At 71.8% G+C, this 24,136-nt stretch carries 22 protein-coding genes and 1 tRNA gene; 10 read left to right on the forward strand and 13 right to left on the reverse strand.

Annotation, left to right across the window (positions count from 1 at the left end; translation table 11 throughout):
* Positions 1 to 48: 48 nt before the first annotated feature.
* The 3 genes from ASC56_RS04220 (at position 49) to ASC56_RS04230 (ending at position 3,350) form a co-directional block, all read left to right on the forward strand.
* The gene (locus ASC56_RS04220; protein WP_079102313.1) at positions 49 to 2,064 is read left to right on the forward strand and encodes an FAD/NAD(P)-binding protein; all 2,016 of its coding nucleotides are present in this window, start codon (positions 49 to 51) and stop codon (positions 2,062 to 2,064) included.
* An 86-nt stretch (positions 2,065 to 2,150) separates the two neighbouring features.
* Positions 2,151 to 2,600, forward strand: coding sequence for a DoxX family protein (locus ASC56_RS04225; protein WP_055489822.1), 450 nt, complete (start codon positions 2,151 to 2,153; stop codon positions 2,598 to 2,600).
* Between the two features lie 150 nt (positions 2,601 to 2,750).
* Entirely contained in the window at positions 2,751 to 3,350 is a 600-nt protein-coding gene (locus tag ASC56_RS04230) for a DedA family protein (RefSeq protein WP_055489823.1), read from the forward strand.
* Here ASC56_RS04230 and ASC56_RS04235 read toward each other — a convergent pair.
* Complete coding sequence (locus tag ASC56_RS04235; RefSeq protein ID WP_055489824.1) at positions 3,322 to 3,570, reverse strand: DUF2277 domain-containing protein; 249 nt, start codon at positions 3,568 to 3,570, stop codon at positions 3,322 to 3,324. The genes ASC56_RS04230 and ASC56_RS04235 overlap by 29 nt on opposite strands.
* Before the next feature lie 108 nt (positions 3,571 to 3,678).
* On the opposite strand from ASC56_RS04235, the gene ASC56_RS04240 reads away from it, so the two are divergent.
* Both ASC56_RS04240 and ASC56_RS04245 read left to right on the forward strand, forming a co-directional pair.
* A complete protein-coding gene (locus ASC56_RS04240) occupies positions 3,679 to 4,449 on the forward strand; it encodes an MBL fold metallo-hydrolase (RefSeq protein WP_055490158.1) in 771 nt (256 codons plus the stop codon).
* A gap of 119 nt (positions 4,450 to 4,568) precedes the next feature.
* Positions 4,569 to 5,480: a ketopantoate reductase family protein gene (locus tag ASC56_RS04245; RefSeq protein WP_055489825.1), complete on the forward strand. Its 912-nt coding sequence runs from the start codon at positions 4,569 to 4,571 to the stop codon at positions 5,478 to 5,480.
* A gap of 4 nt (positions 5,481 to 5,484) precedes the next feature.
* Here ASC56_RS04245 and ASC56_RS04250 read toward each other — a convergent pair whose 3' ends face one another.
* The 4 genes from ASC56_RS04250 to ASC56_RS04265 form a co-directional block, all read right to left on the reverse strand.
* Positions 5,485 to 6,378: a LysR family transcriptional regulator gene (locus ASC56_RS04250; RefSeq protein ID WP_055489826.1), complete on the reverse strand. Its 894-nt coding sequence runs from the start codon at positions 6,376 to 6,378 to the stop codon at positions 5,485 to 5,487.
* Between the two features lie 114 nt (positions 6,379 to 6,492).
* Positions 6,493 to 7,080 (reverse strand): hydrolase, encoded by a 588-nt coding sequence (locus ASC56_RS04255; RefSeq protein WP_055489827.1) that lies wholly within the window; start codon positions 7,078 to 7,080, stop codon positions 6,493 to 6,495.
* 3 nt (positions 7,081 to 7,083) lie between these two features.
* A complete protein-coding gene (locus ASC56_RS04260) occupies positions 7,084 to 8,418 on the reverse strand; it encodes an MFS transporter (protein WP_107309187.1) in 1,335 nt (444 codons plus the stop codon).
* A gap of 80 nt (positions 8,419 to 8,498) precedes the next feature.
* A complete protein-coding gene (locus ASC56_RS04265; RefSeq protein WP_055489829.1) occupies positions 8,499 to 8,948 on the reverse strand; it encodes a MarR family winged helix-turn-helix transcriptional regulator in 450 nt (149 codons plus the stop codon).
* A gap of 194 nt (positions 8,949 to 9,142) precedes the next feature.
* On the opposite strand from ASC56_RS04265, the gene ASC56_RS04270 reads away from it, so the two are divergent.
* Positions 9,143 to 9,484, forward strand: coding sequence for a hypothetical protein (locus ASC56_RS04270; protein ID WP_055489830.1), 342 nt, complete (start codon positions 9,143 to 9,145; stop codon positions 9,482 to 9,484).
* A 255-nt stretch (positions 9,485 to 9,739) separates the two neighbouring features.
* Here ASC56_RS04270 and ASC56_RS04275 read toward each other — a convergent pair whose 3' ends face one another.
* Positions 9,740 to 10,081: a hypothetical protein gene (locus ASC56_RS04275; protein WP_055489831.1), complete on the reverse strand. Its 342-nt coding sequence runs from the start codon at positions 10,079 to 10,081 to the stop codon at positions 9,740 to 9,742.
* A gap of 607 nt (positions 10,082 to 10,688) precedes the next feature.
* On the opposite strand from ASC56_RS04275, the gene ASC56_RS04280 reads away from it, so the two are divergent.
* Complete coding sequence (locus ASC56_RS04280) at positions 10,689 to 10,949, forward strand: hypothetical protein (RefSeq protein WP_055489832.1); 261 nt, start codon at positions 10,689 to 10,691, stop codon at positions 10,947 to 10,949.
* 282 nt (positions 10,950 to 11,231) lie between these two features.
* Here the strand turns inward: ASC56_RS04280 and ASC56_RS04285 are convergent.
* A tRNA-Val gene (locus ASC56_RS04285) sits at positions 11,232 to 11,303 on the reverse strand.
* A 215-nt stretch (positions 11,304 to 11,518) separates the two neighbouring features.
* On the opposite strand from ASC56_RS04285, the gene ASC56_RS04290 reads away from it, so the two are divergent.
* Both ASC56_RS04290 and ASC56_RS04295 read left to right on the forward strand, forming a co-directional pair.
* The gene (locus ASC56_RS04290; RefSeq protein WP_055489833.1) at positions 11,519 to 12,313 is read left to right on the forward strand and encodes a DUF4097 family beta strand repeat-containing protein; all 795 of its coding nucleotides are present in this window, start codon (positions 11,519 to 11,521) and stop codon (positions 12,311 to 12,313) included.
* Between the two features lie 103 nt (positions 12,314 to 12,416).
* On the forward strand, positions 12,417 to 14,021 hold the full coding sequence (locus ASC56_RS04295) for a hypothetical protein (RefSeq protein ID WP_371330032.1): 1,605 nt from the start codon (positions 12,417 to 12,419) through the stop codon (positions 14,019 to 14,021).
* 30 nt (positions 14,022 to 14,051) lie between these two features.
* Here the strand turns inward: ASC56_RS04295 and ASC56_RS04300 are convergent, their stop codons facing one another.
* The 3 genes from ASC56_RS04300 to ASC56_RS04310 form a co-directional block, all read right to left on the reverse strand.
* On the reverse strand, positions 14,052 to 15,173 hold the full coding sequence (locus ASC56_RS04300; RefSeq protein ID WP_234376844.1) for an amidase domain-containing protein: 1,122 nt from the start codon (positions 15,171 to 15,173) through the stop codon (positions 14,052 to 14,054).
* A 188-nt stretch (positions 15,174 to 15,361) separates the two neighbouring features.
* On the reverse strand, positions 15,362 to 16,657 hold the full coding sequence (locus ASC56_RS04305) for a hypothetical protein (protein WP_055489834.1): 1,296 nt from the start codon (positions 16,655 to 16,657) through the stop codon (positions 15,362 to 15,364).
* A 57-nt stretch (positions 16,658 to 16,714) separates the two neighbouring features.
* Positions 16,715 to 18,931, reverse strand: a complete 2,217-nt coding sequence (locus tag ASC56_RS04310) for a transglycosylase domain-containing protein (protein WP_199835931.1) — start codon at positions 18,929 to 18,931, stop codon at positions 16,715 to 16,717.
* A gap of 453 nt (positions 18,932 to 19,384) precedes the next feature.
* On the opposite strand from ASC56_RS04310, the gene ASC56_RS04315 reads away from it, so the two are divergent.
* Positions 19,385 to 19,609 (forward strand): zinc ribbon domain-containing protein, encoded by a 225-nt coding sequence (locus ASC56_RS04315; RefSeq protein ID WP_055489835.1) that lies wholly within the window; start codon positions 19,385 to 19,387, stop codon positions 19,607 to 19,609.
* Position 19,610: 1 nt separating this feature from the next.
* Here the strand turns inward: ASC56_RS04315 and ASC56_RS04320 are convergent, their stop codons facing one another.
* Genes ASC56_RS04320 through ASC56_RS04330 form a run of 3 tightly spaced genes read right to left on the reverse strand, consistent with a single transcriptional unit; the run spans position 19,611 to position 24,065 of the window.
* Positions 19,611 to 20,423: a hypothetical protein gene (locus ASC56_RS04320; protein WP_055489836.1), complete on the reverse strand. Its 813-nt coding sequence runs from the start codon at positions 20,421 to 20,423 to the stop codon at positions 19,611 to 19,613.
* Positions 20,420 to 22,852 (reverse strand): phosphoribosyltransferase, encoded by a 2,433-nt coding sequence (locus ASC56_RS04325; RefSeq protein WP_107309188.1) that lies wholly within the window; start codon positions 22,850 to 22,852, stop codon positions 20,420 to 20,422. Before ASC56_RS04325 ends, ASC56_RS04320 begins: the two co-directional genes overlap by 4 nt.
* Positions 22,853 to 22,898: 46 nt before the next feature.
* Complete coding sequence (locus ASC56_RS04330) at positions 22,899 to 24,065, reverse strand: HpcH/HpaI aldolase/citrate lyase family protein (RefSeq protein ID WP_055489838.1); 1,167 nt, start codon at positions 24,063 to 24,065, stop codon at positions 22,899 to 22,901.
* Positions 24,066 to 24,136 lie beyond the last annotated feature (71 nt).

Below are 24,136 nucleotides of genomic sequence, written 5' to 3' on the forward strand. Positions count from 1 at the left end.
CCGGGGCGTCTGGGACGCGCGTTGGCTTCCGTGGCCCGCGACGGCATGATGAGGCGGACCGTCCGCTTGCACCGGACGGTCCGCCTGCCGCCCTGCGCCCCGATACGCCCGGGAGTCACACCATTGTCTGCCGCGACCGTGGAATCCGTGCCGGTCTCCGTCGCCCTCGTCGGCGCGGGGCCGCGCGGCACGAGCGTTCTGGAACGCCTCTGCGCCTCGGCGCCGGAACTCCTCCCGCCCGGCGGGCGGCTGACCGTGCACGTCGTCGACCCCGCACCACCGGGCCCGGGCCGTGTCTGGCGCACCGCGCAGTCCCCGGAGCTGCTGATGAACACGGTGGCCTGCCAGGTGACGCTGTTCACCGACGAGAGCGTGGAGTGTGCGGGCCCGATCCGGCCGGGGCCCAGCCTGTACGAGTGGGCGCGTGACACCGGGGCCGGTGCGGACGGGGAGCCCGGTGCCGGAACGCTCGGCCCCGACGACTACCCCACCCGTGCCCAGTACGGCCGTTACCTGGAGTGGCTGTTCGGCCGTGTGGTGGAGGGCGCCCCGGACTCCCTGCGGGTCGTGGTGCACACCGCCCGTGCGACACGCCTGGACGACACGCCCGACGGCCGCCAGACGCTCACTCTCTCCACCGGACGCACCTTGACCGGCCTGTCCGCGGTGGTCCTCGCCCAGGGCCACCTCCCCGCGGTCGCCGACGCCGCCCAGCGGCGGCTCTCCGAGCAGGCCGCCCGCCACGGTCTGCGCCACGTCCCGCCCGCCAACCCGGCGGACGTCGACCTGTCCGCGCTCGCGCCCGGTGAACCGGTCCTGCTGCGCGGCCTGGGCCTCAACTTCTTCGACCACATGGCCCTGCTGACCACGGGCCGCGGCGGCCGCTTCACCCGCACCGACGCCGGGCTGCGCTACCTCCCCTCGGGCCGGGAGCCACGGCTGTACGCCTCGTCCCGCCGAGGCGTCCCGTACCAGGCGCGAGGCGACAACGCGAAGGGCCCCTACGGCCGCCATGCACCGCTGCTGCTGACGGACGAGGTGATAGCCCGCTTCCGCAAGCGCGCGGACTCCGGGGAGGCCCCGGACTTCCTGGCCGAGATATGGCCGTTGGTGGCGAAGGAGGTGGAGACGGTCTACTACGAGGCCCTGCTGGCCCGCCGGGACGGCGAACGGCCCGGGTTCCGGGACCGGTTCCTCGCCACCGCCCACCGTGGCCCGGAGGAGAGCGCCGTCCTCGACGCGTTCGGCATACCTCCGGCCGACCGCTGGTGCTGGGACCGGGTCTCCCGCCCGTATGCGGGACACACGTTCAGCTCCCCCTCGGAATGGCGCAGTTGGCTCCTCGACCAGCTCCGCGAGGACGCCGCGCAGGCGGCGCTCGGCAATGTCGCGGGTCCGCTCAAGGCGGCCCTGGACGTACTGCGCGACCTGCGCAACGAGTTGCGTCTGATCGTGGACCACGGCGGCCTGTCCGGTGTCTCCCGCCGGGACCATCTGGACCGCTGGTACACGCCGCTCAACGCCTTCCTGTCCATCGGTCCGCCGAGGCGGCGCATAGAGGAGATGACCGCCCTGATCGAGGCGGGCGTCCTGGAGGTCGTGGGCCCGCGCCTGGAGGTGCGGGCCGAGCCGGGGGCGTGGGTCGCGCACTCGCCCGACGTGCCGGGCTCGACCGTGAGCGCCCGCACACTCGTCGAGGCACGGCTGCCGGAGCCGGATCTGCGGCGCACCGCCGACGAACTCCTCGCCGACCTGTTGCGGACGGGCGGTTGCCGTCCGCACCGCGTGGGCGGTTACGAAACCGGAGGCGTGGACGTGACACCGCGCCCCTACCGTCTGATCAACCGTCAGGGCGTCGCTCATCCACGCCGGTTCGCGTTCGGCGTCCCCACGGAAGGGGTGCACTGGGTGACCGCGGCGGGCGCCCGGCCCGGTGTGGATTCGGTCACGCTCTCGGACGCCGATGCGGTGGCGCGAGCCGTCCTGCGTGCGGCAGCGACCGAAACGGAACCGCACACGGAAGCGGATCCATGGCCAAATGTTGAACTTGCAAGCGTAGATTAGGTCAGCCTAACCTGGTGGCTCACTCGGTTTCCGTCCCCAAGACCGGTCCGTTCGCGGACCGGAACCAGACCGAAGGAGCCCCCCACATGAGCGCACGTCTCAACTCCGCCCAGCCGTACGCCATCGGCCTGTTCCGTATCGTGGTCGGCCTGCTCTTCGCCTGCCACGGCGGCGCCTCGCTGTTCGGCGTCCTGGGCGGCGCGACGGGCGGCAACGGCGGCACGGTCCCGGCCGGCACCTGGCCCGGCTGGTACGCGGCCGTGATCCAGCTCGTCGCCGGCGCCCTGGTACTGCTGGGCCTCGGCACCCGCGGTGCCGCGTTCATAGCCTCGGGCTCGATGGCGTACGCGTACTTCGACGTGCACCAGTCCGCGGCCCTGTGGCCGATCCAGAACGGCGGCGAGCTGTCGGCGCTGTTCTGCTGGTCGTTCCTGCTGCTGGTGTTCACCGGTTCCGGCGCGTTCGGCGTCGACCGCCTCTTCGCCTCCCGGCCGGCCACGGAGGACCAGCGGTCCTCGCAGCCCGTGGCGGCCTGATCCGGGGACGCGTCTGCCTCACCGGCCCCCGGTGCACCTTCTGTCACAGCGGCCGCGTACCCTGTACGGCTGTCGAAAGGCCGCTCCTGCCGCTCCCCCGCGACATCGCGGCACGCAGTTGCCTCTGGGGAGTCGGACCGGGAGTTGCGGGTGCTCGAGAGTGTGGGGTCGCTGACCGGCAGCCCATGGATCTACCCCGTGGTGGCCGCCTCGGTCCTGCTGGACGTCTTCCTGCCGCTGCTGCCGAGCGGAGTCCTGGTCATCACGGCGGCGACGGCGGCCGCGGCGGGTTCGGCCGTCGCCCGCGTGCCGGACGTCGTGGGGCTCGCGCTGTGCGCGGCGACGGCCTCGGTCCTGGGCGACCTGGTGGCGTACCGCCTGGCCTGGCGTGGCGGCGCCCGCTTCGACCGCGCCATCGCCCGCTCGCGCCGGCTGACGAACGCGCAGGAACGTCTCGGTGCGGCGCTCGCGCGAGGCGGCGGCGCGCTGGTGATCCTCGCCCGGTTCGCACCCGCGGGCCGCTCGGTGGTCTCCCTCTGCGCGGGCGCCGCCCACCGCCGCGCCCGTGACTTCCTGCCCTGGTCGGCGCTCGCGGGCATCGCCTGGGCCGGATACAGCGTGGCCCTCGGCTACTTCGGCGGCCAGTGGCTGGGCGCGAGCTGGCTGGCGACAGGCGTCTCGGTGGCGGCCCTGTTCGCGGCGGGCGCGGGCGCGGCCTGCCTCATGCGCCGCCCTGCGCTGAGGAAGTAGCCTCCCGCGGCCGTCCCCGTACCTCCAGCTGGGCGAGCAGCTCCGCGGTGGCCGCGGCGATCGCGTCCACCGCGTGGTCGAACACCTCGCGGTTGTGGGCGGCGGGGGCGCGGAAGCCGGAGACCTTGCGCACGAACTGGAGCGCGGCGGCCCTGATCTCCTCCTCCGTGGCCTCTTCGGGGATGGCGGGCGGTCGGAGCGTCTTGATACTGCGGCACATGGATCCAGTGTCGCGCGCCCGGCCGCGGCGCACCCGCCCTTCCCCGCACCACGGGGAATAGTCCGGCCGCCCCGCCGGCTTGTGCACGGCATGACGACTGTGCACGGCATGACGAATGTCGGCATCCTCTACGTGGGCGGCCCCACCGCCGTCATCGAGCTGGGCGGACTGCGCCTGCTCACCGACCCCACCTTCGACGCCCCGGGCGCGTACCCGATCGGCTCGCGCAGCCTGGTCAAGACGGCGGGACCCGCGCTCACGGCGACGGAGCTCGGCCCGGTCGACGCCGTCCTCCTCTCCCACGACCAGCACCCGGACAATCTCGACGCGGCGGGCCGCGAGCATCTGGCCGAGGTCCCGCTGACCCTGTCCACGGCGTCGGCGCACGACCGCGTCGGCGCCCCCGTACGGGCCCTGCCGTCGTGGGAGCACATCGAGCTGCCGCGTCCGTCCGGCGGGACGCTGCGGGTGACCGCCGTGCCCGCACTGCACGGCCCCGAGGGCAGCGAGCCGCTCGTCGGCGAGGTCACCGGCTTCGTCCTGTCCGGCGAGGGCCTGGCGACCGTGTACGTCAGCGGCGACAACGCCTCCCTCGACGTGGTCCGTACGATCGCCGACCGCCTCGGCCCGTTCGACGTGGCCGTCCTGTTCGCCGGTGCCGCCCGCACCCCGCTGGTCCCGGACGCCCCGTTGACGCTGACCAGCGAGGCGGCCGCCGAGGCGACCCGGATCCTTGACGCCCGCCATGTCGTCCCGCTGCACTTCGAGCACTGGGCCCACTTCACCGAGGACGGCGCCACGCTGACGAAGGCGTTCGCGCAGGCGGGTCTGACGGACCGTCTGCACCTGCTGGAGCCGGGTGCCTCCGTACGGCTGTAGGCGGCGCGACCCGCCAACCCCCAGCGTTTCCTTGGGGTTTGGCAAGCTCCCCCGAGGATTGACTGGACTCATCTCCCCTTGTGATCATGGGGACACGGCACGAGGATCGGGGACGGGACATGGCGAACGACGACCTGACGGTGGCGGTCCTGGGTCCGGGCGGTGTCGGCGGTCTGCTCGCCGCGCTGCTGGCCCGGGCCGGGCACCGGGTGATCTGTCTGGCGGGCGACGAGACCGCGAAGACGCTGCGCGACCAGGGCATCCAGGTGCACAGCGACCGGTACGGCGCGTTCACCGCACGCGTCGAGGCGGACACGGAACTGCGCGAGCCGGCCGATGTGGTGCTCGTCGCGGTCAAGCACACGGCCCTCGACGCCGCACTGGAACGCGTACCGGCGACGGCGCTGGGCGAGGGAGCCCTCGTCGTACCACTGCTGAACGGCGTTGAACACCCGGCGGCCCTGCGCGGACGCTACGGCGCCGGGCGGGTGGCCCCCGCCGTCATCAGGGTCGAGTCGACCCGTCTCTCCCCGGGGGTGATCGAGCACGGCAGCCCGTTCGTGGAGGTCGATCTGACCGGGGAGACCGTGGCGGGCGACCGTCTGGGCCGGCTCGCCGGGGCCCTGGAATGGGCGGGGGTGCAGGTACGCGTCCTGGACGGGGAGGCCGCGGCCCTGTGGGCGAAGATGGCGTTCCTCGCTCCGCTCGCGCTGCTGACGACGCGATACGGGGTGCCGCTCGGCGACGTCCGCACCCGACACCGGACGGAGTTGGTCTCCCTGGTGGAGGAGACGGCGGCGGTCGGCCGGGCCAGTGGCGCGGCCACGGACGCGGCGGCGGCCCTGGCCCGCTACGACGCGTTCCCACCGGAGATGAAGTCGTCGATGCAGCGTGATGCGGAGGCGGGCCGGCCACTGGAACTGGACGCCATCGGCGGGGCGTTGCTGCGGGCGGCCGAGCGGCACGGGGTGGCGGTGCCGGTGGCGACCCGGCTCGTCAGGGAGTTGGGCTGGTCGTTTCTGGACTGCTGAGCGTTCAGGGCGCGGTGTTGTGCCGGGTGACCGTGTCGGCGAAGACGCGGGCCGCCGGGGACAGGGTCTCCCAGCGGCGCACCGCCCAGCCGACGGCGAGCGGCGGCAACTCGGGCACGGGGACGAACCGCAGTCCGGGCCGGCCGTGGGCGCGCCAGCCGGGCAGATCCGGGACGACCGCGCGGCCGACGCCGAGTTCGGCGAGCAGGATGGCGGTGTCCCAGTCGGCGACGCTGGTGTCGGAGGCGGCCGCCGCTATACCCAACTCGGCGTATGCGGCGTCGAGTTGGGTGCGTGACGTGGAGCCCTCGGGCAGTGAGATGAGCCGCAGCCCGGCCAGGTCGGCGGCCTCCACCCGCTCCCGCCCGGCGAGTTCGTCGTCGACGGGTACGGCGAGCACCCAGGGCAGATGCGCGACGGGCCGCTGCTCGACCCCGCGCACGGGCGCCCCGAGGGTCACCCAGGCGAGATCGAGCCCCGGCTCCCGTAGCGCGTCGAAGCAGCTCCGGCTGGAGCTCTCGGTCTGGAACTCCAGGCTCACGTGGGGGTGTTGCCGCCGGAACTCGGCCACCGCAGCGGCCATGAAGTGCCGTACGGTGACGCTTCCGGTGGCGATCCGTACGACACCGCCGTCGCCCTGTGCGATCTCCGCCAGCCTGCGCAGCGCCAGGTCGAGCCCGGACATCCCCTCCGCGGCGGCCTGCTGGAGCACGCGCCCGGCCCGGGTGGGCACGACCCCACGGGACTGCCGCTCCACCAGCCCGACCCCCACCTCGCGCTCCAGCCGCCGTACGTGCTGGCTGACTGCCGACTGGGTGCAGCCCAGCTCCCGGGCCACGGCGCTCAGACTGCCGGCCCGGCAGACGGCGACGAAGACGCGCAGATCATCGAGGGTCACGGGGATCAACGGTAGCTGCCGGGCGCGGGGGCCCGACGGGCGGTACGGGCGGTGCTTGGGACCGTGTGGGGTGGTGGGGGTGCGTCGGATCGCGTGCGGCGGCGGGGGTGTGCGTCAGACCGCGTGGGTCTTGGCCAGCAGCTCCAGGATCTCGGCCGTCGTACCCCTCTCGCCGAGGCGCGGGAAGATCCGCTCGACGCTGCCCCGGTGCGCCTCCGGGTCGGCGTCGGCCATCGCGTCGGTGGCGAGCGTGACGTGGTAGCCGTGCTCGTACGCGGCCCGCGCGGTGGACTCCACGCCGATGCTGGTGGCGATGCCGGTCAGCACGACCTGCGTGACCCCCCGGCGGCGCAGCTGGACGTCGAGGTCGGTGCCGTGGAAGGCGCCCCAGTTGTGCTTGGTGACGTGGATGTCGCCCGGGTGTCCGGACAGTTCGTCGACGATGACGTCCCAGCCCTCCGGGAAGGCGCCGCCGCCGCGCCGGTGCTCGACACGGCCGGGGACGGCGTCCGCCCCGTCGGGGGCGAAGGAGACCCGTACCAGGACGACCGGGAGGTCCCGGGCCCGGAAGGCGTCGGCGAGTTCGGCGGTGCGGGCCACCACCTCGGGGCCGCTGTGGGGCTGGGTGGGCCGTCCGACGATACCGTTCTGCAGGTCGATCACGACGAGGGCGGTACGCGGGTCGAGGGTCGTGGGAGCCATGGCTCAGGCCTTTCCGGAGGTGGGGGTGGGGGAGGTGGGGGTGAGCGTGGACAGGGAGCGGTCCGGCAGGGTGAACAGCACCAGCAGGGCCGACCCCGCCGCCATGAACAGGGCCAGTTCGTGCAGTCCGGCCGTGTCGGCGCCGTGGGCGAAGAAGGCCGCGTCGGCGGCGGAGGCGCCCAGCGCGCCGAGGTACATGAAGGTACGCAGCAGCCCGGCGGCGGAGGCGATGCGTGCCGGGGCGGACTGCCGGTAGAGGGCGTTCTGGTTGGCGAGTCCGATCAGGCCCTGCGGTATGCCCATGAGGACGCCGACGGCGAGCAGCAGCCAGACCGGGCTGCCGGAGTCCAGCAGGAGCAGCCCGGCACAGCCCGTGATCTGCACGAGACCGCCCACCAGCAGCTTGCCGCGCACGGCCTCGCGGCGCCCGGTGAGCGCGGAGACGGTCAGCGCGCTCGCCGACAGGGGCAGCAGCACCAGACCGGCGGCGGACGCGTGCAGCCCGCGGCCCTCCTCCAGCCACTGCGTGAAGCCGTACAAGAAGGAGTACGCGGTGGTGTAGCCGAGGAGCTGGCGCAGATACGTGGTGAGCAGCGGGACGTTGCCGCCGAGCACCCGCAGGTCGATGAACGGCCCGGCCGTCCGCAGCTCCCGCAGGGCGAACCCCGCGGCCGCCGCGGCGGCGAGCACCGGCAGCCACCCGTGGGCGAGCCGGGGACTCATCAGGAAGAACATGAGGGACAGGAGCGTGGCGGCGAACAGGGCCATGCCGGGGAGGTCGACACCGCCCCGGTGCGCCGTGGCCCTCGTCCTGGGCAGCCAGAGGGTGCCGAGGACCAGACAGGCCGCGGACAGCGGCACGTTGACCGTGAAGATCGCGCGCCAGCCACCCACGCCGATCAGGAATCCGCCGAGCGCGGGCCCGACGACGGCGACGGTCTGGTTGGCGACGGAGAGCGCGGTCAGCACCCCCGCCGGGCTGTCCTGTCCGGTGCGCTCGGCCTCGCTCCGGGTCAGCTGCATGGAGGCCGGATACGCGGCCGAGGTACCGAGGCCGAGCAGCACCCGGGCGGTGATCAGCACACCGAGGGAGGGCGCGAGGGCGCCCATCAGCCCGGCGGCGCCCACCAGCGCCGTACCGGTGAGATAGAGGCGGCGCGGCCCGTACATGTCGACGAGCCGCCCGATGACGGGCTGCCCCACGGCGGTGGCGAGATAGAGCGCCGACACCAGCCAGGCGGTCTCGGCGGGCGGCGCCCCGAAGGCCACGCCGATGGGGACGAGCGCCACGGCGATCATCGAGGAGTTGATCGGGTTCAGTACGGAACCCAGGATCATCGGGGCGATCAGCCGAGGGTCGAAGCGGTCGGCCGGGGCCGGGCGCCGGGTCCCGGCGGCCGTGCGGACGAGCTTGGGTGTCACGGCCGAGTGAGCCGTTCCAGCAGGGAGAGGGCCGCCAGTACGGTCTGGCGCTCGTCCTCGGTGTAGCGCTCCTGCAGGGCGCGGGTGAGCCACTCCTGACGAGCCTCCCGGTCGCCCTCCACGCGCTGACGCCCGGCCTCGGTGAGGGTGACCAGCTGGCGGCGGCCGTCCCCGGGGTCGGGGCTGCGCCGGATCAAGCCGTGCTGTTCGAGGGCGGCGAGCGTGGCGGCCATCGACTGGGGGCGCACGCCCTCGGCGGACGCGAGGGTGCTGGCGGTGGCGGCGCCGCCCTTGCCCACCAGGGTGAGCGCGGACACCTGGGAGGGCGTGAGCTCGTCGTCGCCGGCGACCTCCCTGATACGGCGCCGCAGCCGGCTGAACAGCACCCGCAGGTCACGCGCCGCACGGGCGGCCGACTCGGAGACGCCTTCGGGGTCCTGGTCCATGGCCTCACGCTAAATCCTTCAGGCAAGGCTGTCCAGTTCCACCTGAACAGCCTTGCCTGAGCAGCCTTGCCTGAACAGCCCTGCTTCTGAACAGTCGACCGAGACCGGTCAACGACGTCCGAGACGGACAATCGTTCGAGTGAAGTGAGGGAAGGAACTCGCTTCCAAAAATCGAACAGGCGTAGCATTGAGGCGTGGCTGCGACCTATGACTTTCCCAGTGACCTCCGTGCCGGTCAGGAGGAGCTGCATCAGGTCCGGGCAGAGCTCCTGGCCCTGCTGAAGCGGCTTCCCTGGTCGGTGGAACCGCTCGACGGCTTCAGCGACGACACCGGCTGGCGCAAGGTGGAGCGTCCGGCCTCCCCGGGCTGGACCGAGGACGAACAGGCCGAGGTGGAGAAGCTCCGGCAGCGGGAGCGGGAGCTCGCGGTGTTCGTCTCCTGCCACCGCTTCTGGGCGGAGGTGCCGGCCGAGGACACGGTGGAGGCACGGATGCGCCTGAAGCACCTGCACGAAGAGCCGCCACAGAAGACATGAGGCGCAGCACCCCGAAGACCCCGGCCTGGTGCGGCCGGGGTCTTCACGCAGGTCACTGCCGCTATGGAAGGTCCACCGGCCAGCAGCACATCTCGACTGGGGAGGGCCGTCGTCGACCGTGGTCGACCGCCGGATGTGGCACGGCCCCGGCACGGGGCGAACGTTGCCTGTTGGGGCACTGGCCAGGATTCGCCGCGCCGGTCGGGCCTCTTCGCGGTCGGCCAACGCCGAGACAGGGCCTGGCCGGCACCGGCCTCACCGGGACCGAACTGGTGTCGGCCCCGCCATGACGTCGTCACCCCGAAGCGACGCCCCGGTAGCCGCCGCGCTCGCCCAAGCGGCCTCCCGCACACCCCCGGCGATCACCGCGCAGGTGAACAGGATCGCAGAGGCACTCCACTCCCAGGAGGCGAGCCCGATCACCGGCACGACGAACATCGAGTGGACGGCGCAGACGGCAAACGCCGCCCGAGCCCAGCCTCCGCCGGTCATCGGCCGACCTACGGTCGCCCAGTGGCGCCACCACAGTCCGGCGGCCACCGCCGCAATGCCGGCCATCACGGCAGCGCCCAGCCGGGCCACATCGGCATCGGTCACACTGTCAGAATCCAGTGCGGCCGAGCCGGTCGTGTGCACACTCAGTGCGACCGCAGTCCATCCGAGGGCCGCCGCACTCAGCAAGGAAGCCAGAACCGCTGTGCGCCGCCGGGACCAACTCGTTTCAGAATGCACGGAGTTCGGTTTCATGACTCATCCTAGTGCTGCGACCGGAAAGGTTCACCGGCTCGCGACGCCCGGCACGGCACCTCGCCGCGTTGTCGCATCGCCCGAGTACATCCAGTACGCGGGCGACGCTCCGCCTTGCGATGCACCGCACCGGACGCCGCGAGCTTCCCGGCAAACCTTTCCGGCCACAGCACTAGCCAGCGCTCGTCCGTGCGTTCGGGACGCGGCACTTTCCCCGACTCGTCCGCGGAGCACGGCCACGCGGGGTGCGGCGCTACGCCGCAAGCCCACGAAGCCGCCGGGTAGCGCTTGATCGTCTGGGAGGAACAGCGCACTCCCCGGAGGACCCAAGGCATCCTCCGGGGAGCACCGTGCGGTTGGCCAGAAACTGCCGTAGTAGCCCGTGAGGTCGGCCTCCGGGCAGGCGATGCTTTCCCTGGGCGCACGGCTCGCCCCCAAGAGCAGCAAGGAACGCAGCATGGCTACCGGCTCTACCGATACCCCCGCTTCCCTCTACAGCCCCGCGTCACTCGGCCTCGGCATCGCGTCCACCGTCGCAGCAGTGTTCAGCGGGTACATCGGCCTCGCCATCCCCCTGCTCGCCGGAAGCCTCGCCGTCACCTTCGCGCTCCTCGGCCTCGCCGGGAAGATCAACCGCAAACAATGCGTGATCGGTCTCATCGGTGGCGCCGTCGGCGTGCTCTACCCCGTCTCCCTCATTGTCGCCCTGAGTGTGTAGACGCGGAGGGGACCGCCGGTCGGCGAATGAACGTCGGGGCGGTCACGCCGCGGACGGTTGTTTGCACGCACAGTCAGGGACTCCCCCCGGCTGGGGGTACTCGAGCTCGACGATGGAGGGCCGGTCGATGTCGATCCGTAGGGCGAGCCGTTCCTGGGTGAGTTTCGCCCGGAGGCCCACCCGTGATCGCCGGGGGATGTGGACTCCATGCGGACTCCGGTCACGGGGAGAGGCCTCCCGAAGATCCCTCCGGAAGGCCTCTGACCTGGTAACCAACCCCTGTGGGCGCGGACGGTTTCGAACCGCCGACATCCGCCTTGTAAGGGCGGCGCTCTACCGCTGAGCTACGCGCCCAGGACGAGTCGACAGCCTACATTGCCGGAGGGCGTGCCCCGCAAACCCGTATGCCCCTGGCCCACCGCAGCAGCCGCCACCGGGGGGTTAACCCCACCCCTGATCCGGGAGCGCGCCGGATCCTCCGAGAGCCCTGGAGCCGCATACGCTCGCAGGGCTCCGGAGGCCTTCGGGCTTCCGGCTTCGCGACTTCACGTTTCCAGGGGGAGATCTTGATGGACCGTACGGCGGCGCGTGCCGAACGTAACCGGCGTACCGGACGCACTCGGCCTGCTCGCGTGGCCGCCGTCGCCGCGGCGCTCGTCGCGACGGCCACCGCGTGCGGAAGCGACGCCGGGCACGACCCGCATCCGGATCACCTCTCCTTCGCCCTGCACAGCCGTACGCTCACCGTCGTCTCCGACGACTCGGCGCTGGAGATCGTCCCGGCCGATGTGCGCAAGGTCCAGGTCACGCGGTGGTTCAGGGGGAGCGTCGTGGTCGGCGGGAGTCCCCGGGCGACCTGGGAGGTGAAGGACGACCGGCTCGTCCTGCGGATGAAGTGCTCCGGCCTGGTCGCGGACTGCTCCGCCAGGCACCGGATCGAGGTGCCGCGCGGGGTCGCCGTCAAGGTGGACGAGAACGACGGAAGCGTGCGGGCGCAGGGCTTCGAGGAGGCGCTGAGCATTCGTACGCGCGACGGTTCGGTCCGGGTGACCGACTCCACCGGGCCGCTGACACTGGACAGCGACGACGGGTCGGTCAGCGCGACGGGTGTGGGCTCGCGACGCGTGCACGCCACGACGCTGGACGGCTCGGTGCGCCTCGAACTCGCCGTCGTGCCCGACCTCGTGGAGTCCCGCAGCCAGGACGGCTCCGTCTCCATCGCGCTGCCGCACGACACGTACCGGGTGAGCACCCACTCCCAGGACGGCTCGGTCCACGTGTCCGTCCCCAGGGACGGCACCAGCTCCCATGTGGTCGACGCACGGACGACGGACGGGTCCGTCACCGTACGGACTGCGGGGTAGGCCCCCGGTCCGGGCGGGACAGGTGACGGTCACGACGCACCGCGAACCGACCGCCCCGTGTGTTCGTCCTCAACCGGTGGGAGAATGACACCGGGCAGGGCGGATGACAGCACGGGAGAGGGATGTGACGGCGACACCACCACAGCCGTGCACGCCGTTTGCGCCATGCGCGCAGCACCGATCGCCGAGCCACCGGCCCGGCCCCGCGAACGCCGCTCCGCCCCCGGCCGAGGCCGGGCGGGACGACCGGCAAGCCGCTCGAAGCGCGAGCGGCGCCGCCGCGCCGCGGGAGACGGGCGGTGGCACCGTGCCGCGCACGAACGGCCGCCAGGTCACCACCCCCGGCACCCGCCCCCGCCTGCCCGCACCCCGCCGCACGGGGCGCCCGGCCCCCGTCCGCCACACCCTCGCCCTCCTCGCCCTCCCCCTCGTCGCCGCCCTGGTGCTTCCCGCGGCGTTCGCCGGAGGCGGGACGCGGCGGTGGTTCGGCGGACGCGCCGAGGGGCAGCGTGCCGAGGCACAGGCCGCCAAGGACGCCGCCGCGGCCGCGTTCTACGAGCTCGACACCGCCCAGCGGGATCTGCGGATCTCGATCGAGACCATCGCCGCCGTCGACGACTCCCCCGCCGCCCGCCGTGCGGTCGCCGATTTCGAGGCGCTCGGGCGGCGCATCGACGAGGTCAGCCACCGGTACATCGACGCCGTCGACGCGCACGACCTCGACCGGGTCGATCTGGAGGCCTCCGTGGCCTCCCGCGCCCGCGCCGAGCTCACCGCGGCCAAGGATGAACTCGCGCGCGTCAAACAGGAGCTGGATCGTTTCGGCGAGGGGCTCGGGCCGCTGCTCGGCAAGGCCGAGACCCAGCTCGCCCGGCTCGCCCCCGCCGTGGAGCGCGCCCGCCAGGCCCTGCGCGCCGCCGGTGAGGCCCTGGACACCGTCCGGGGCTCCGGCCTCAAGGCCGACGACCTGGCCGCCCGTCTGGCCGCCCTCGCCCCCGAGCTGACCAAGCTCAACCAGGGCGCGGGACAGCACGGCGTGCCGGGGACCCTCGAGCGCGCCGAGCGCGTGGCACGGGAGGCCGAGGCCGTGCGCAGCCAGGCCGAGGGGCTGCCGGAGCGGGCCGCCGAGATCGACCGCCGGCTGGTGTCCCTGCGCACCCGGGCGCAGGCGCTCACCACGCGTGCCGGACAGGTCGAGCCCGTGCTGAGCGAGCTGCGGCGGCGGTTCACGGCCGCCTGCTGGCAGGACCTGCAGCAGGTGCCGGAGCAGGCCCACGAGGCCGTGCGACAGGCCGAGCGGAAGCTGAAGGAGGCGCAGGCGGCGCGGGACGCCCAGCGCTGGCCGGACGCGACCTCGCTGCTGTCGACCGTGCGGGCGTTGCTCAACACCACGGACGAGGCCGTGTCCGCGGCCGGTGACCGGCTGCGACGGCTCAACGCCGTGCAGAAGGATCCACAGCAGGAGGTCGAGCGGACCCGGTTCGCGATCCGCGACGCGCAGCGGCTGGCGATGACGGGGCGTGCGAATCCCGATCCCCGGCACGCCCGCCCGCTCGACGAATCCGTCGCCCGTCTCGAACGGGCGATCGCCACGCTGGAGGGCCGCCACCCCGACTACTGGCACTTCCTGACCGAGACCGAAGGCGTGCGGGAGACGGTCGCGCGGGTGGTCGCGCGGATCCGGCAGGAGCGGGGAGCCGGTCACTGAGCCGGCCCCCCGCTCCCGCAGAACACCGGCTCAGGAGCGGTAGGCGTAGTACGCGGCGTTCGGGTACGACGCGATGATGCTCGCCACCGACCTGTTGTAGGTGTTGGTGGAGTGGTACGTCACATACGGCACGCCCTGCCGGCTGCGGTAGGTGACGATCATGGAGTGGTCCTTGGACCCGTCCTTGTTGAAGTCCATCTGCAGCACGTCACCGACGTCCAGCTGGTAGACGTTGGCCAGGCTGGTGACCCGCTTCGAGGACAGGGCGAACCAGGAGAACTCGTTGACGCCGACGAACGAGTCCGACTGGATGCTGGAGTTGCCGAACCACTTGTGGAAGTCGTTCGTGTAGCCGGGGACGTGCTTCCAGCCGCCCGCCTTCAGCGCCTGGCTGACGAAGTTGGTGCAGTCGCCGCCGTCGGTCTCCCCGTTGTAGTTCGGGTAGTCCGGGTTGTAGTGGTTCCAGTACTTGGCCGCGTAGGCCGCCATGGCCTTGTAGTCGTAGCCGGTGGCGGAGAAGTTCTTCGGCTTGGCCGGCGCGGGCCACGTGGTGGCCGAGCGGGCCGCCTCGGGCGGGCCGTCGTCGGCGGCGGTGCGCGGTGCGGCGACGGCCGGCTTGGCCACCTGGTTCACCGCGAGGTAGCCGTCGTCGGTGTCGCGGATGCCTGTCAGCTGCCAGTTGCCCTGCTGATCGGCCTTGAACGTCAGCTCGTGGTGGGCCTGGAAGCCGGTGGTCCTCGGTTCCGTGCCCTTGACCTTCTCGTACGTCAGGGTCGTGGTCTCGGTGACGTCGACCGTGGCGCGCCGGCCCTTCACCTGCGTGGCGTCCAGCGTGACGCCGGTGGTGGCCGCGCTGTACTTCTCACCCAGCTTGGCGAGGCGGGACTTGCGCCCGCTCAGCTCGGACAGCGCGGCACCCTCCTGGCGCGACTGCGTGCCCGAAAGGCGCACCTTGCCGGAGAAGCCGGACGTCAGCTGGTGCCGCCCCTTCTTCTGCCCGCTCTTGGCGTCGTCCACCAGGGCGTTGGTGCGGTCGCTGAAGACCGCGTCGGCCAGCCGCTGGAAAGTGGCCTTGGTGGCCGGGTCCACCGTCGGGTCGTCGGTGACCGCCGCGCCCGCGCTCCAGTTGGGCAGCAGCACCGCGCCGGCCACGACCGAGGCGGCCGCTGCCGTGACTATGCTCGCGCGACGCCGCTTACGGCTCAACTTTCTTGATTTCAATGCTTTTCCCCTCTACGCCGGTACTCCGATACCGGGGGTACGGCATCTTCGCACGGCATGTGTGGCTCCTGTGAAGGGGGTTGCCACAAGAGGCATGGGCCAAGGTCAGCGGGCGGTCGTCACTGCACCACGGTGGACCAGTCGGGCGACTGCGCCGGATCCAGGGAGCGCAGCCGGGCGAGGGTCTCGGGCTTCTGCACGTCGAGCCAGTCCGCGAGTTCCTTGAAGGACACGCACTTGACACCCTTCTTCGTGCACACATTCTTCACTATCTGATCGATGGCCTTCATATAGATGCCACCGTTCCAGTCTTCGAAGTGGTTGCCGATGAACAGGGGCGCCCGGCTGCCGTAATACACGCGATTGAATCCGGCCATGTAGGAGTCGACGGTCTGCTGCTTCCACAGGGGGTACTTCGCCGGGTCTCCGTGGGTCTCACCGCCCGACTGGTTGTAGAGGAAGTTGAAGTCCATCGACAGGCCCTGGAACTTGCCGCCCTCGTACGGGAGCATCTGCAGCGGGAAGTCCCAGATGCCGTTCTTCTTGGCCGGCCATATCTGGAAGTCGCCCGCCGAGCTGGCGTCGTAGCGCCAGCCGTAGCTGGCGATGGCCTTCAGCAGGTTCTTCTGGCCCTCCAGGCAGGGCGCGCGCCCACCGGTGACCTCCTTCTTGAAGTCGAAGGGCAGCGGGGCGACGTCCTTGTAGCCGGTGTTGGTCTTCCAGTTCCCCACGAAGGAGTAGAACTGGTCGATCTCGCTCTTCCACTCGTCGACGCTCCAGTCGCCGCCGCCCTTCGCGCCGCAGAAGTGTCCGTTGAAGTGGGTGCCTATCTCGTTGCCCTCGTCGTACGCCTTGCGGAGTTGCTCCAGCGTGTCGCGGATGTGCTCGTCGGTGGCGAAGTCGATCGCCGCGGCGCCCACCGGATGCTGCGGCGGATGGTAGAGGTCCCTCTTGCTCTTGGGCAGCAGATAGATGCCCGTGAGGAAGAACGTCATATGGGCGTCGTACTCCCGGGCCAACTCCCGGTAGTGCGAGAAGAGCAGGTCGGAGCCCTGCAGCGCCCCGTCCCAGGAGAAGACGACGAACTGGGGCGGCTTCTCGCCCCGTTTGAGCGGCTGAGGCTTCAACTCGCCCTTCTGGGGGCCGGTGTACGAGGTGGAGCCATCGCCGATGATCTTCGTCCTGCCGTCCCACTTTGGCTCCGCGGTCGGCTTGGTGGAGGTCTTGCCGTCACCCTTGCCGGCGTCGGCGGACGCGGTCGGTGCCGTGTTGGCCGGACGGGTCAGCGCCAGGAAGGTCGCTGTCACGGACGCGACGACAAGGAGGGCCGCCAGGGTCACGAACCCGGGGCGGCTGCTCAGCAGGGCAGTGCGGGGAGAGCGGGCGCGGCGGCGGCGGCCGGTTCGCGTTGTCATGGGCGGCTCGTTCTGCAGGAGGCGGGTGGGGGGTGAGCGGTGTCCGGGTCACCGGCGTCAGCCGAGCGGACTCATGGCCGTCGACCAGATGCCGTAGGGGACGCCGTCCGCCGGGGTGCCGGCGAGTCCCTTGAGCGGCAGTGGTTCGAGGCTCTTGGTCAGGTCCATGTGGTAGACGACGACCGCGGTCGACACGGACGTGGCCGTGCCCACGTACCAGGCGGCGGTGTCGTCCTGTGTCGTACCGGCCTTCCCGGCCACCTGCGCCGTGGCGGAGGCCGCGTTGGGGTGGGCGGTGTGGAAGGACTCCGTGAGAGCCTCGGTGACCTGGCGGGCCACCGTGGAGGCGATCGCCCGCTGGGGTGTGGGCGTCTCCATGGCGACCGTGGAGCCGTTGCGGGTGACGCGCCGCACCGAGTACGGCTCGGTGTGCGTTCCGTCGGCTGCGAAGGTGGCGTATCCGCTCGCCATACGGATCGCGCTGGGCGTGGAGTTGCCCAGGGACAGCGTGGGCACCTGCGGCCCCATGCTGGAGGAGAGCAGCCCCGCCGCCTCGGCCGTCTCGCGCACCGTGGTCAGGCCGGTGTCCATGCCCAGCTGCATGAACGGCGTGTTCACGGACTGGGCGAGCGCCCGGCGCAGGGTGATGTGCCCATAGGATCTGTTGCCGTCGTTGTGGGCGGCGACCTTCTTGCCGCTGCGGTCCCAGTAGGGCCCCTCGGGTGTGGTCACGGGGACGCCGTCGTCGCCGTTGTAGACCGACTCGGGGGTCACCGGGGTGGCGGGTCCGCCGCGGGTCTTGTGGACGCCGTGCTCCAGACCGGCGGCGTAGACGAACGGCAGGAACGCCGAACCGGCCGGGACACTGGCCGAGTTGGACTCGTTGTAGCCCTGCGTACGGTGGTCGGGGCCGCCGTAGACGGCGAGGATCCGGCCGTCGGTGGTCACCGAGGCGGCACCGTAGTGCGCGGTCTTCGCCATACCGGGGTGGTCCTTCGCCGCCTGCTTGCGGGCCTTCGTCACGGCGTCGGTGAGCGCGGTCTCCCGCTTGCGGTCGAAGGTCGTGTAGATCTGGTAACCGCCCAGGTCGAACTGCTTGTCCGAGATGTGCCCGGCCTTCTTGGCGTACTGCGCCGCCAGTTCCACCAGGTAGTCGCTCTGCTCACCGGTGTCGTAGAGCGGGTTCTGCTTGAGCGGCTCGGGGAACGTCCGGTACTTCGCGCGCTCGGCCTTCGACAGCTTGCCGATCTTGACCATCCGGTCGAGGATCCAGGTCCAGCGCTCCACGGCCCGATGGCGGTTGGCCGGGTTGAGCGTCGGATCGTAGAGACCGGCGCCCTTCAGCAGGGAGGCGAGGAACGCGGCCTGGCTGACGTCGAGCCGGCCGACGTCCTTGCCGTAGTAGGCCTGGGCCGCGCGCTGGATGCCGTAGGTGCCACGGCCGAACCAGCTGGTGTTGAGGTATCCCTCGAGGATCTCGTCCTTGCTCATGCGGTTGTCGAGCTTGAGGGCGATCATCGCCTCGGTGAACTTGCGGCTCACGGTCTGGTTCTGCGACAGGTAGACGTTCTTGACGTACTGCTGGGTGATGGTCGAGCCGCCCTGGGTGTTCCCCTTGCCGATCGTGCTCCACAGGGCGCGGCTGATTCCTTTGACGGAGATGCCCGGGTCGGAGTAGAAGCTCTCGTTCTCCGCCGCCAGCACCGCCCAGCGGACGTCCTCGGGTATGTCCTTCAGCGGCATCGCCTGTCGCTGCACCCAGCCGGTACGGGCCATGGGCGTGCCGTCGGACCAGAAGTAGACGTTGTCCTGCTGGGTGGCGTACGAGTTCAGGTTCTCCGGTATGTCCGTGGCGGCGTAGGCGACGACCAGGAACGCACCGCTGAGACCCAGTGACGCCAGCACGCCCCCCACCCACTGGCGCCAGGAGGGCATCCAGCGCCGCCAGCCGGTGCGGCCCGGGCGGGGATACACCGGTTTGAGCTTGCGGGCGTAGGGCGCGACCTTCTGGGCGTACGGCGCGAGCCTGCGGGCATACGGAGTCAGGTACGCGGTGGCACGAGTGACGGCCGAGGGCGGTGCGGCCTTCTTGCGGCTGCCGCGTCGGCCGGAGGCCTCCGGCCGGAACACCCGCAGTTGCATGGTGGCGTCCGGCTTCGGCTGCTCGGCGCCGTCCGGCTTCGGCTGCTCGGCACCGTCCGGCTCCGGGGGCGCCACGGTCTTCAACTGCATGGTGATGTCAGGAGGCAGGGGGACCCCGGCCTTCAACTGCATCGTGACGTCCGGATCGAAGGGCGCCCCGGCCGGGGCCTCCCCTTCCCCACGGCGATGCCCGGACTGCTTCGGCGCCGTCCGGCGGCGGTTCGGACGGCCGCCGTTCTCGCTAGCCACGAGGGGCTCCGGCGTGCCTGCGGCCGCAGCGAGGCCGCCCCTCTATTCGCTGCCGTGCCTCGGTCACCACTGCGTCTCCCTCCGCACTCGGTGTTGCGCGCGCGGGTAGATGCAGCTGCCACGTATGCGGCTGCGAGCCCCCCTCACGACGTTGCGGCGTTTCGCGGCTCCTATAAATTATCAGCGGCCCATGTGACTTACTGGGTCAGGAGGGGCATCGAAGTGGCCAAGTCGCGGATATTGAGGAGACCTTAAGGAGATGCGGGGGTCGCCGAGTAGTGGCGCGAGTCCCTCGGAGTCCTGGGATCGCCGGCGGTCGCCCGTTAATCTGTGCGTATGCCTCGCTATGAGTACCGCTGCCGTACCTGCGGCGACACCTTCGAACTGAACCGTCCCATGGCGGAGTCCTCCGCCCCCGCGTCCTGCCCGTCGGGCCACGACGACACGGTGAAGCTCCTGTCGACGGTCGCGGTGGGCGGCACGGCGTCCGCCCCGGCGCCGAGCCCCCGGGCGGGCGGCGGCGGAGGGGGCGGGTGCTGCGGCGGGGGCTGCTGCGGATGAACTACGCCTCCCGCGCCGCCTCCAGGAACTCCCGCAGGATCCGTTCGCCGGCCATCACGCCCCGCTCCGGCAGTGCGCTGATCCCCGGGGCCGTCCACTCGGTGTCGGCCAGTTCGCCGTGCCCCGGGCGCCAGCCGCGGTCCGCGGCGAGCAGCAGGTCCGCGTCCAGCAGGGAGTCCCCGGCGGCCAGGGTGAGCGCGGCGCCGGTGCGCCGGGCGATCTCGCGCACGGCCGCGCTCTTGGTGAGCGGCTGCGGCACGGCGTAGATCTTGCGGCCCTGCAGCGACACCGTCCAGCCGCGGCTCTCCGCCCAGGCGCCCAGTTCCTTCACCCACTCCTCGGGCAGCAGCTCGCGCTCGACCACGAGATACGCGAAGAGGTCATCGGCGACCCGGTGCTTGCGCACCCACGCCGGGTCCGCGGTGGCGGCCAGGTGCTCCCGCACCTCGGCCAGCGGCGCGCATTCGTCCGCCAGCCGCGCGAGCACCCCCGCGTGCCAGTCGGCGTCGGGGACGCCGTCGACGAGCAGATGGCCGCCGTTGGCGCAGATCGCGTACGCCGGGGCGGGGCCCGGCAGGTTGATGCGCTGGTACTGCTTGCGGGTGCGGGTCGTGGTCGGCACGAACACCGCCCGGTCGCCGAGGTCGGTGAGCAGCGCGGCCGCGGTCTCGGTCATATAGGACAGGGGCCTGCTCTCGTGGACCTCGACGCACAGCAGCCGGGGCGCCCGCGCGTCCGGCATGGTCAGGGCGAGCGCCGCGGCCGAGTAGATGAGCGTGCGGTCGAGGTCGCTGGCGATCAGCACGGGGTTCATACGGTCACCGCCCTGCCGTCGGCACCGGTCGCGCCCCGCGTGTACCTGGGATGGATCAACCCCACGCAGGTGTACGGAAGTCCGGCGACCTCCTCCACGGGCACGCCGCGCTGCCCGGCCAGCAGGCGCACATGGTCGAGGTCTGCGCCCGCTCCGGAGCGCGCCAGGATCTTCCAGGGCACCCGGCGCAACAGCACCCGTGTGGTCTCGCCGACGCCCGGCTTGACCAGGTTGACGTCGTGGATGCCGTACTCCTCACTGATGCGTTCGACCGCCGCCCAGCCCTCCCAGGTCGGCGTGCGGTCGCCGGAGAGCAGTTCCTTGCTCTGCGCGCAGGCGGCCTCCTCGACCTCGGCGAAATGGGTGGAGACGGCGTCCAGGAAGGCGACCGACACATCCGTTCCGGCCAGTTCCCGGTAGAACTTCGCGCCGTGGTAGTCGTGCGGGCCGACCAGGTCGGCGCGCAGCACCGTGCGCGAGATCAGTCCGGAGACCGTCGAGTTGAGGCAGGCGGACGGGATCAGGAAGTCCTCGCGGGTGCCGTACGTCCGCACGCACGAGCCCGGGTCGGCGAGCACCGCGATCTCCGGGTCGAAGCCGGTGACGCCCTCGGCGGCCTCGAACTCCCGGATCGCCTCCGCGAGTTCACGGGTGATGGCGCCCTTGCCGGTCCAGCCGTCGACGAACACGACGTCCGAGGGGTCGTGCCGGTCGGCCAGATAGCGCAGTGCGTTGGCGTCGATGCCACGGCCGCGCACGATGGACACCGCGTAGTGCGGCAGGTCGAGACCGTGGCGGTGGCGGGCCCAACGGCGCATCAGCACGCCGACGGGGGTGCCGGCGCGTGCCAGCGAGACCAGGACGGGCCTGGGCGAGCGCTCGGCGAGGACGGTCTCGGTGACCACGCCGACCGCCTGCGCGATCCGCGCCGCCGAGGCCTCCAGCGCCGAGTGGAACAGCTCCTGGTACTGCTCGCTCGGCTGGTACTCCACCGGCAGCGACTCGGCGTAGTGCGCGCCGCCGCTCTGGATCGCCTCCTCGCGCTCCTCGGTGGGCGCCTCCAGGGTGACGTCCGAGAGGTCCTGCAGCAGCCAGCCGACCTCGTCGGGCGCGTACGAGGAGAAGGCGGGGCCGCGGAGGGGCTCGGGCAGCATGGCGGGCCTTTCGGGGGTGTACAGGGGCGCGGGGACGTAGCTGGGGACGACCGCGAGCAGCACGTGCGGGGTGTGCGCGGCGAGCCGGTCCAGCAGGCCGCCGGGGCCGTGCAGTTCGGGGGTGTCGGCCACGGAGTCCACGACGGCGACGACGGCGTCGAAGCCGGCGTCCGCGACGTTGTAGGCGTAGCGCTCGCCGGGGCCGTCGGCCGGGTTGTCGTGGGCGGGGAAGACGATCCGGCTGCGTATGGCGTAGCCGGGGTCGTCGACCGCGAGGACGGGCGAGCGCGTGGTGGTGGAGTAGCGGACCTCGGCGAGCGTGATCTGCTCCAGCTCGCGGGCGAGTCTGAGCGGCGCGTACATCAGCTCCTCGCAGCCGAGCACGAGCACGCGCCCCGCCCCGTCGGGCAGCGCCTCGGCCAGCCGCGCGGCCATCGCGGGCAGCGCGCGCTCCAGCCGGGCCCGGTGCTCGGGCGTGAAGCCGTGCCGTCCGCCGTCGGGTACCCCCCGGGGCCAGCCGAGTGCGACGCGGGTGATCGTCCCGTGCGGCTCCCGGTCGGGTACGGGCGACTCGTACCGGGCGACCAGCTCCTGCCCCCTCTCCAGCACACCTTCCGGCAGCCGTACGGTCCCGGCGGCCGCCGCGACCAGATCGATCCGGGCGCCGATCTCCCGTCCGAACTCGGTGAGGCGCCCCAGGTCGGCGGCCGAGCGCATGTCGACCAACGCGACGACGACGTACCGCTTCCTGGGGTACCGCTCGTGGAGCTCACCGATCGTGTTCAGGACCGTGTTGCCGGTCGAGAACTCGTCGTCGACCAGGACCAGCGGGCCGTCGCCCACCAGCAGCGCCGGGTCCTCCGGGAGCAGCAGATGGGAGGTGGCGTGGGAGTGGGACTCCTCGAAGCCGCCGGCCCTCGCGACGCCCTCGACGGGGCGGCGGGTGGAATGGATGCAGGGCGCGAGGCCGAGGCCGTCCGCGACGGAGTGGCCGAGGCCGGTGGCCGTCTCCGCGTACCCGAGCACGACCGCGCGGGCGGCCTCGTCGGCGCCCAGCAGGTCCCGCACCCGGCGGCCGAGCGCGAACCCGTGGCCGTGGACGACGGAGGGGAGTTGCGGGACGTGCTTGCCCAGCACGTTGGAGACGAGCAGATGCGCCCGCTTGGGGTTGCGCCGCAACGCGAGACCCACCAGCTCGGTCAGCTTCTCGTCGCCGGAGAGTTCGACGCCGAGCCGCTCGGCGACCCACGTCCCGGTCCAGACCACGTTCTTCATCGACTCCTCGCCCATACGACGTCAGGACGGCTCGCGTCCCCGGCTCTCAGTCCGGGAACCCGGCGGCCAGCAGATCCACGAAGCCGACGTCCTCGCGGGCGACACCGAAGACCTCGGCGCGCTGGAGGGTGCGTTCGGCCCAGGCGCGGTGCGGCTTGACCTCGTTCATCTTGTTCGTGTACGCCGAGCGCAGCACGCCCCCGCCCAGGCGCTCGGGACGCAGGATGTCCTGGGCGTCGCTGAACTCCTCCTGGCTGACCACGGACAGCGCGTGGACCGGCATCACGTGCGAGGGGTGGATGCAGGTCTTGCCGAGCAGGCCGTTGGCACGGTCGAGGGAGATCTCGCGCAGCAGCCCGTCCAGGTCGTGCTCGATGAGAGCCTCGCGCAGCTCCTCGACCTCGCCCTCCAGGAACGGGCTGCGCCGCAGCTGCGGCTTGAACATCCGCTCCTGAACCCGGAAGTACTCCCACACGGGCCCGGTCACCGTGAATCCGGTGCCGTCGGCGCGGCCGAGGACGTTGACGACGTCGGCGATCACGGAAGCGACGATCTGGACGTCGTAGGCGGTCATGTCGGCCGCTCGGCGCAGGCCGTACGTGGAGCAGAAGTCGGTCACGCCGAGGCGCAACGCCAGGACGCGGTCGCGGTACTTGTCGACCACGCGGAAGATGCCGTCCAGGGTCTCCCGGCGCGACTCCAGGTAGAGCAGGTCGGGCGACTCCAGGACGGGCATGGCGAACAGCCGGCGCCCGCTCGCGGCCTCGGCCGCGGTCAGCGCCTCCAGGAACGGGACGCCACGCTCCTCGGTGAACTTCGGCAGCACGAAGCCGGACAGCAGCCGGACGGCCGGGCCGAGCCGGGCGACCAGGTCGGGGATCTGCTCCGGGACCCGGACGCGGATGAAGAGCAGCGGGAGCTCGGCGTCCGGGCGGGAGGCGAGGTCGGTGAACTGCCGGACCAGGTTCTCCTCCGCGTCCACGACGTCCGCGTCGTCGATGGAGTCCTCCAGGCACAGCACCATGGAGACGACCCCGCGGCCCGCCTGCTTGACCACGTCGTCGGCGAGGCGCGGCCGGGTCGCCGGGCTGTACAGGGTGGCGCCGAGGGCAGCCGCGAGCACGCGGACCGGGGAGTCGGCGGTGAAGACGGCCGGCTCCTGGTGGAAGAGCCGCTGCCGCTCCTCGGGGGCGATGTGCCCGAAATGACGCATGAGACTCCCGCGTGATGCTGGACGGCCCGAAATGACGTGGCCGGTAATAGTACGTAGAACTCCATGTCGTG

The organism is Streptomyces sp. TP-A0356, assembly GCF_001417775.1.
GTDB lineage: Bacteria > Actinomycetota > Actinomycetes > Streptomycetales > Streptomycetaceae > Streptomyces.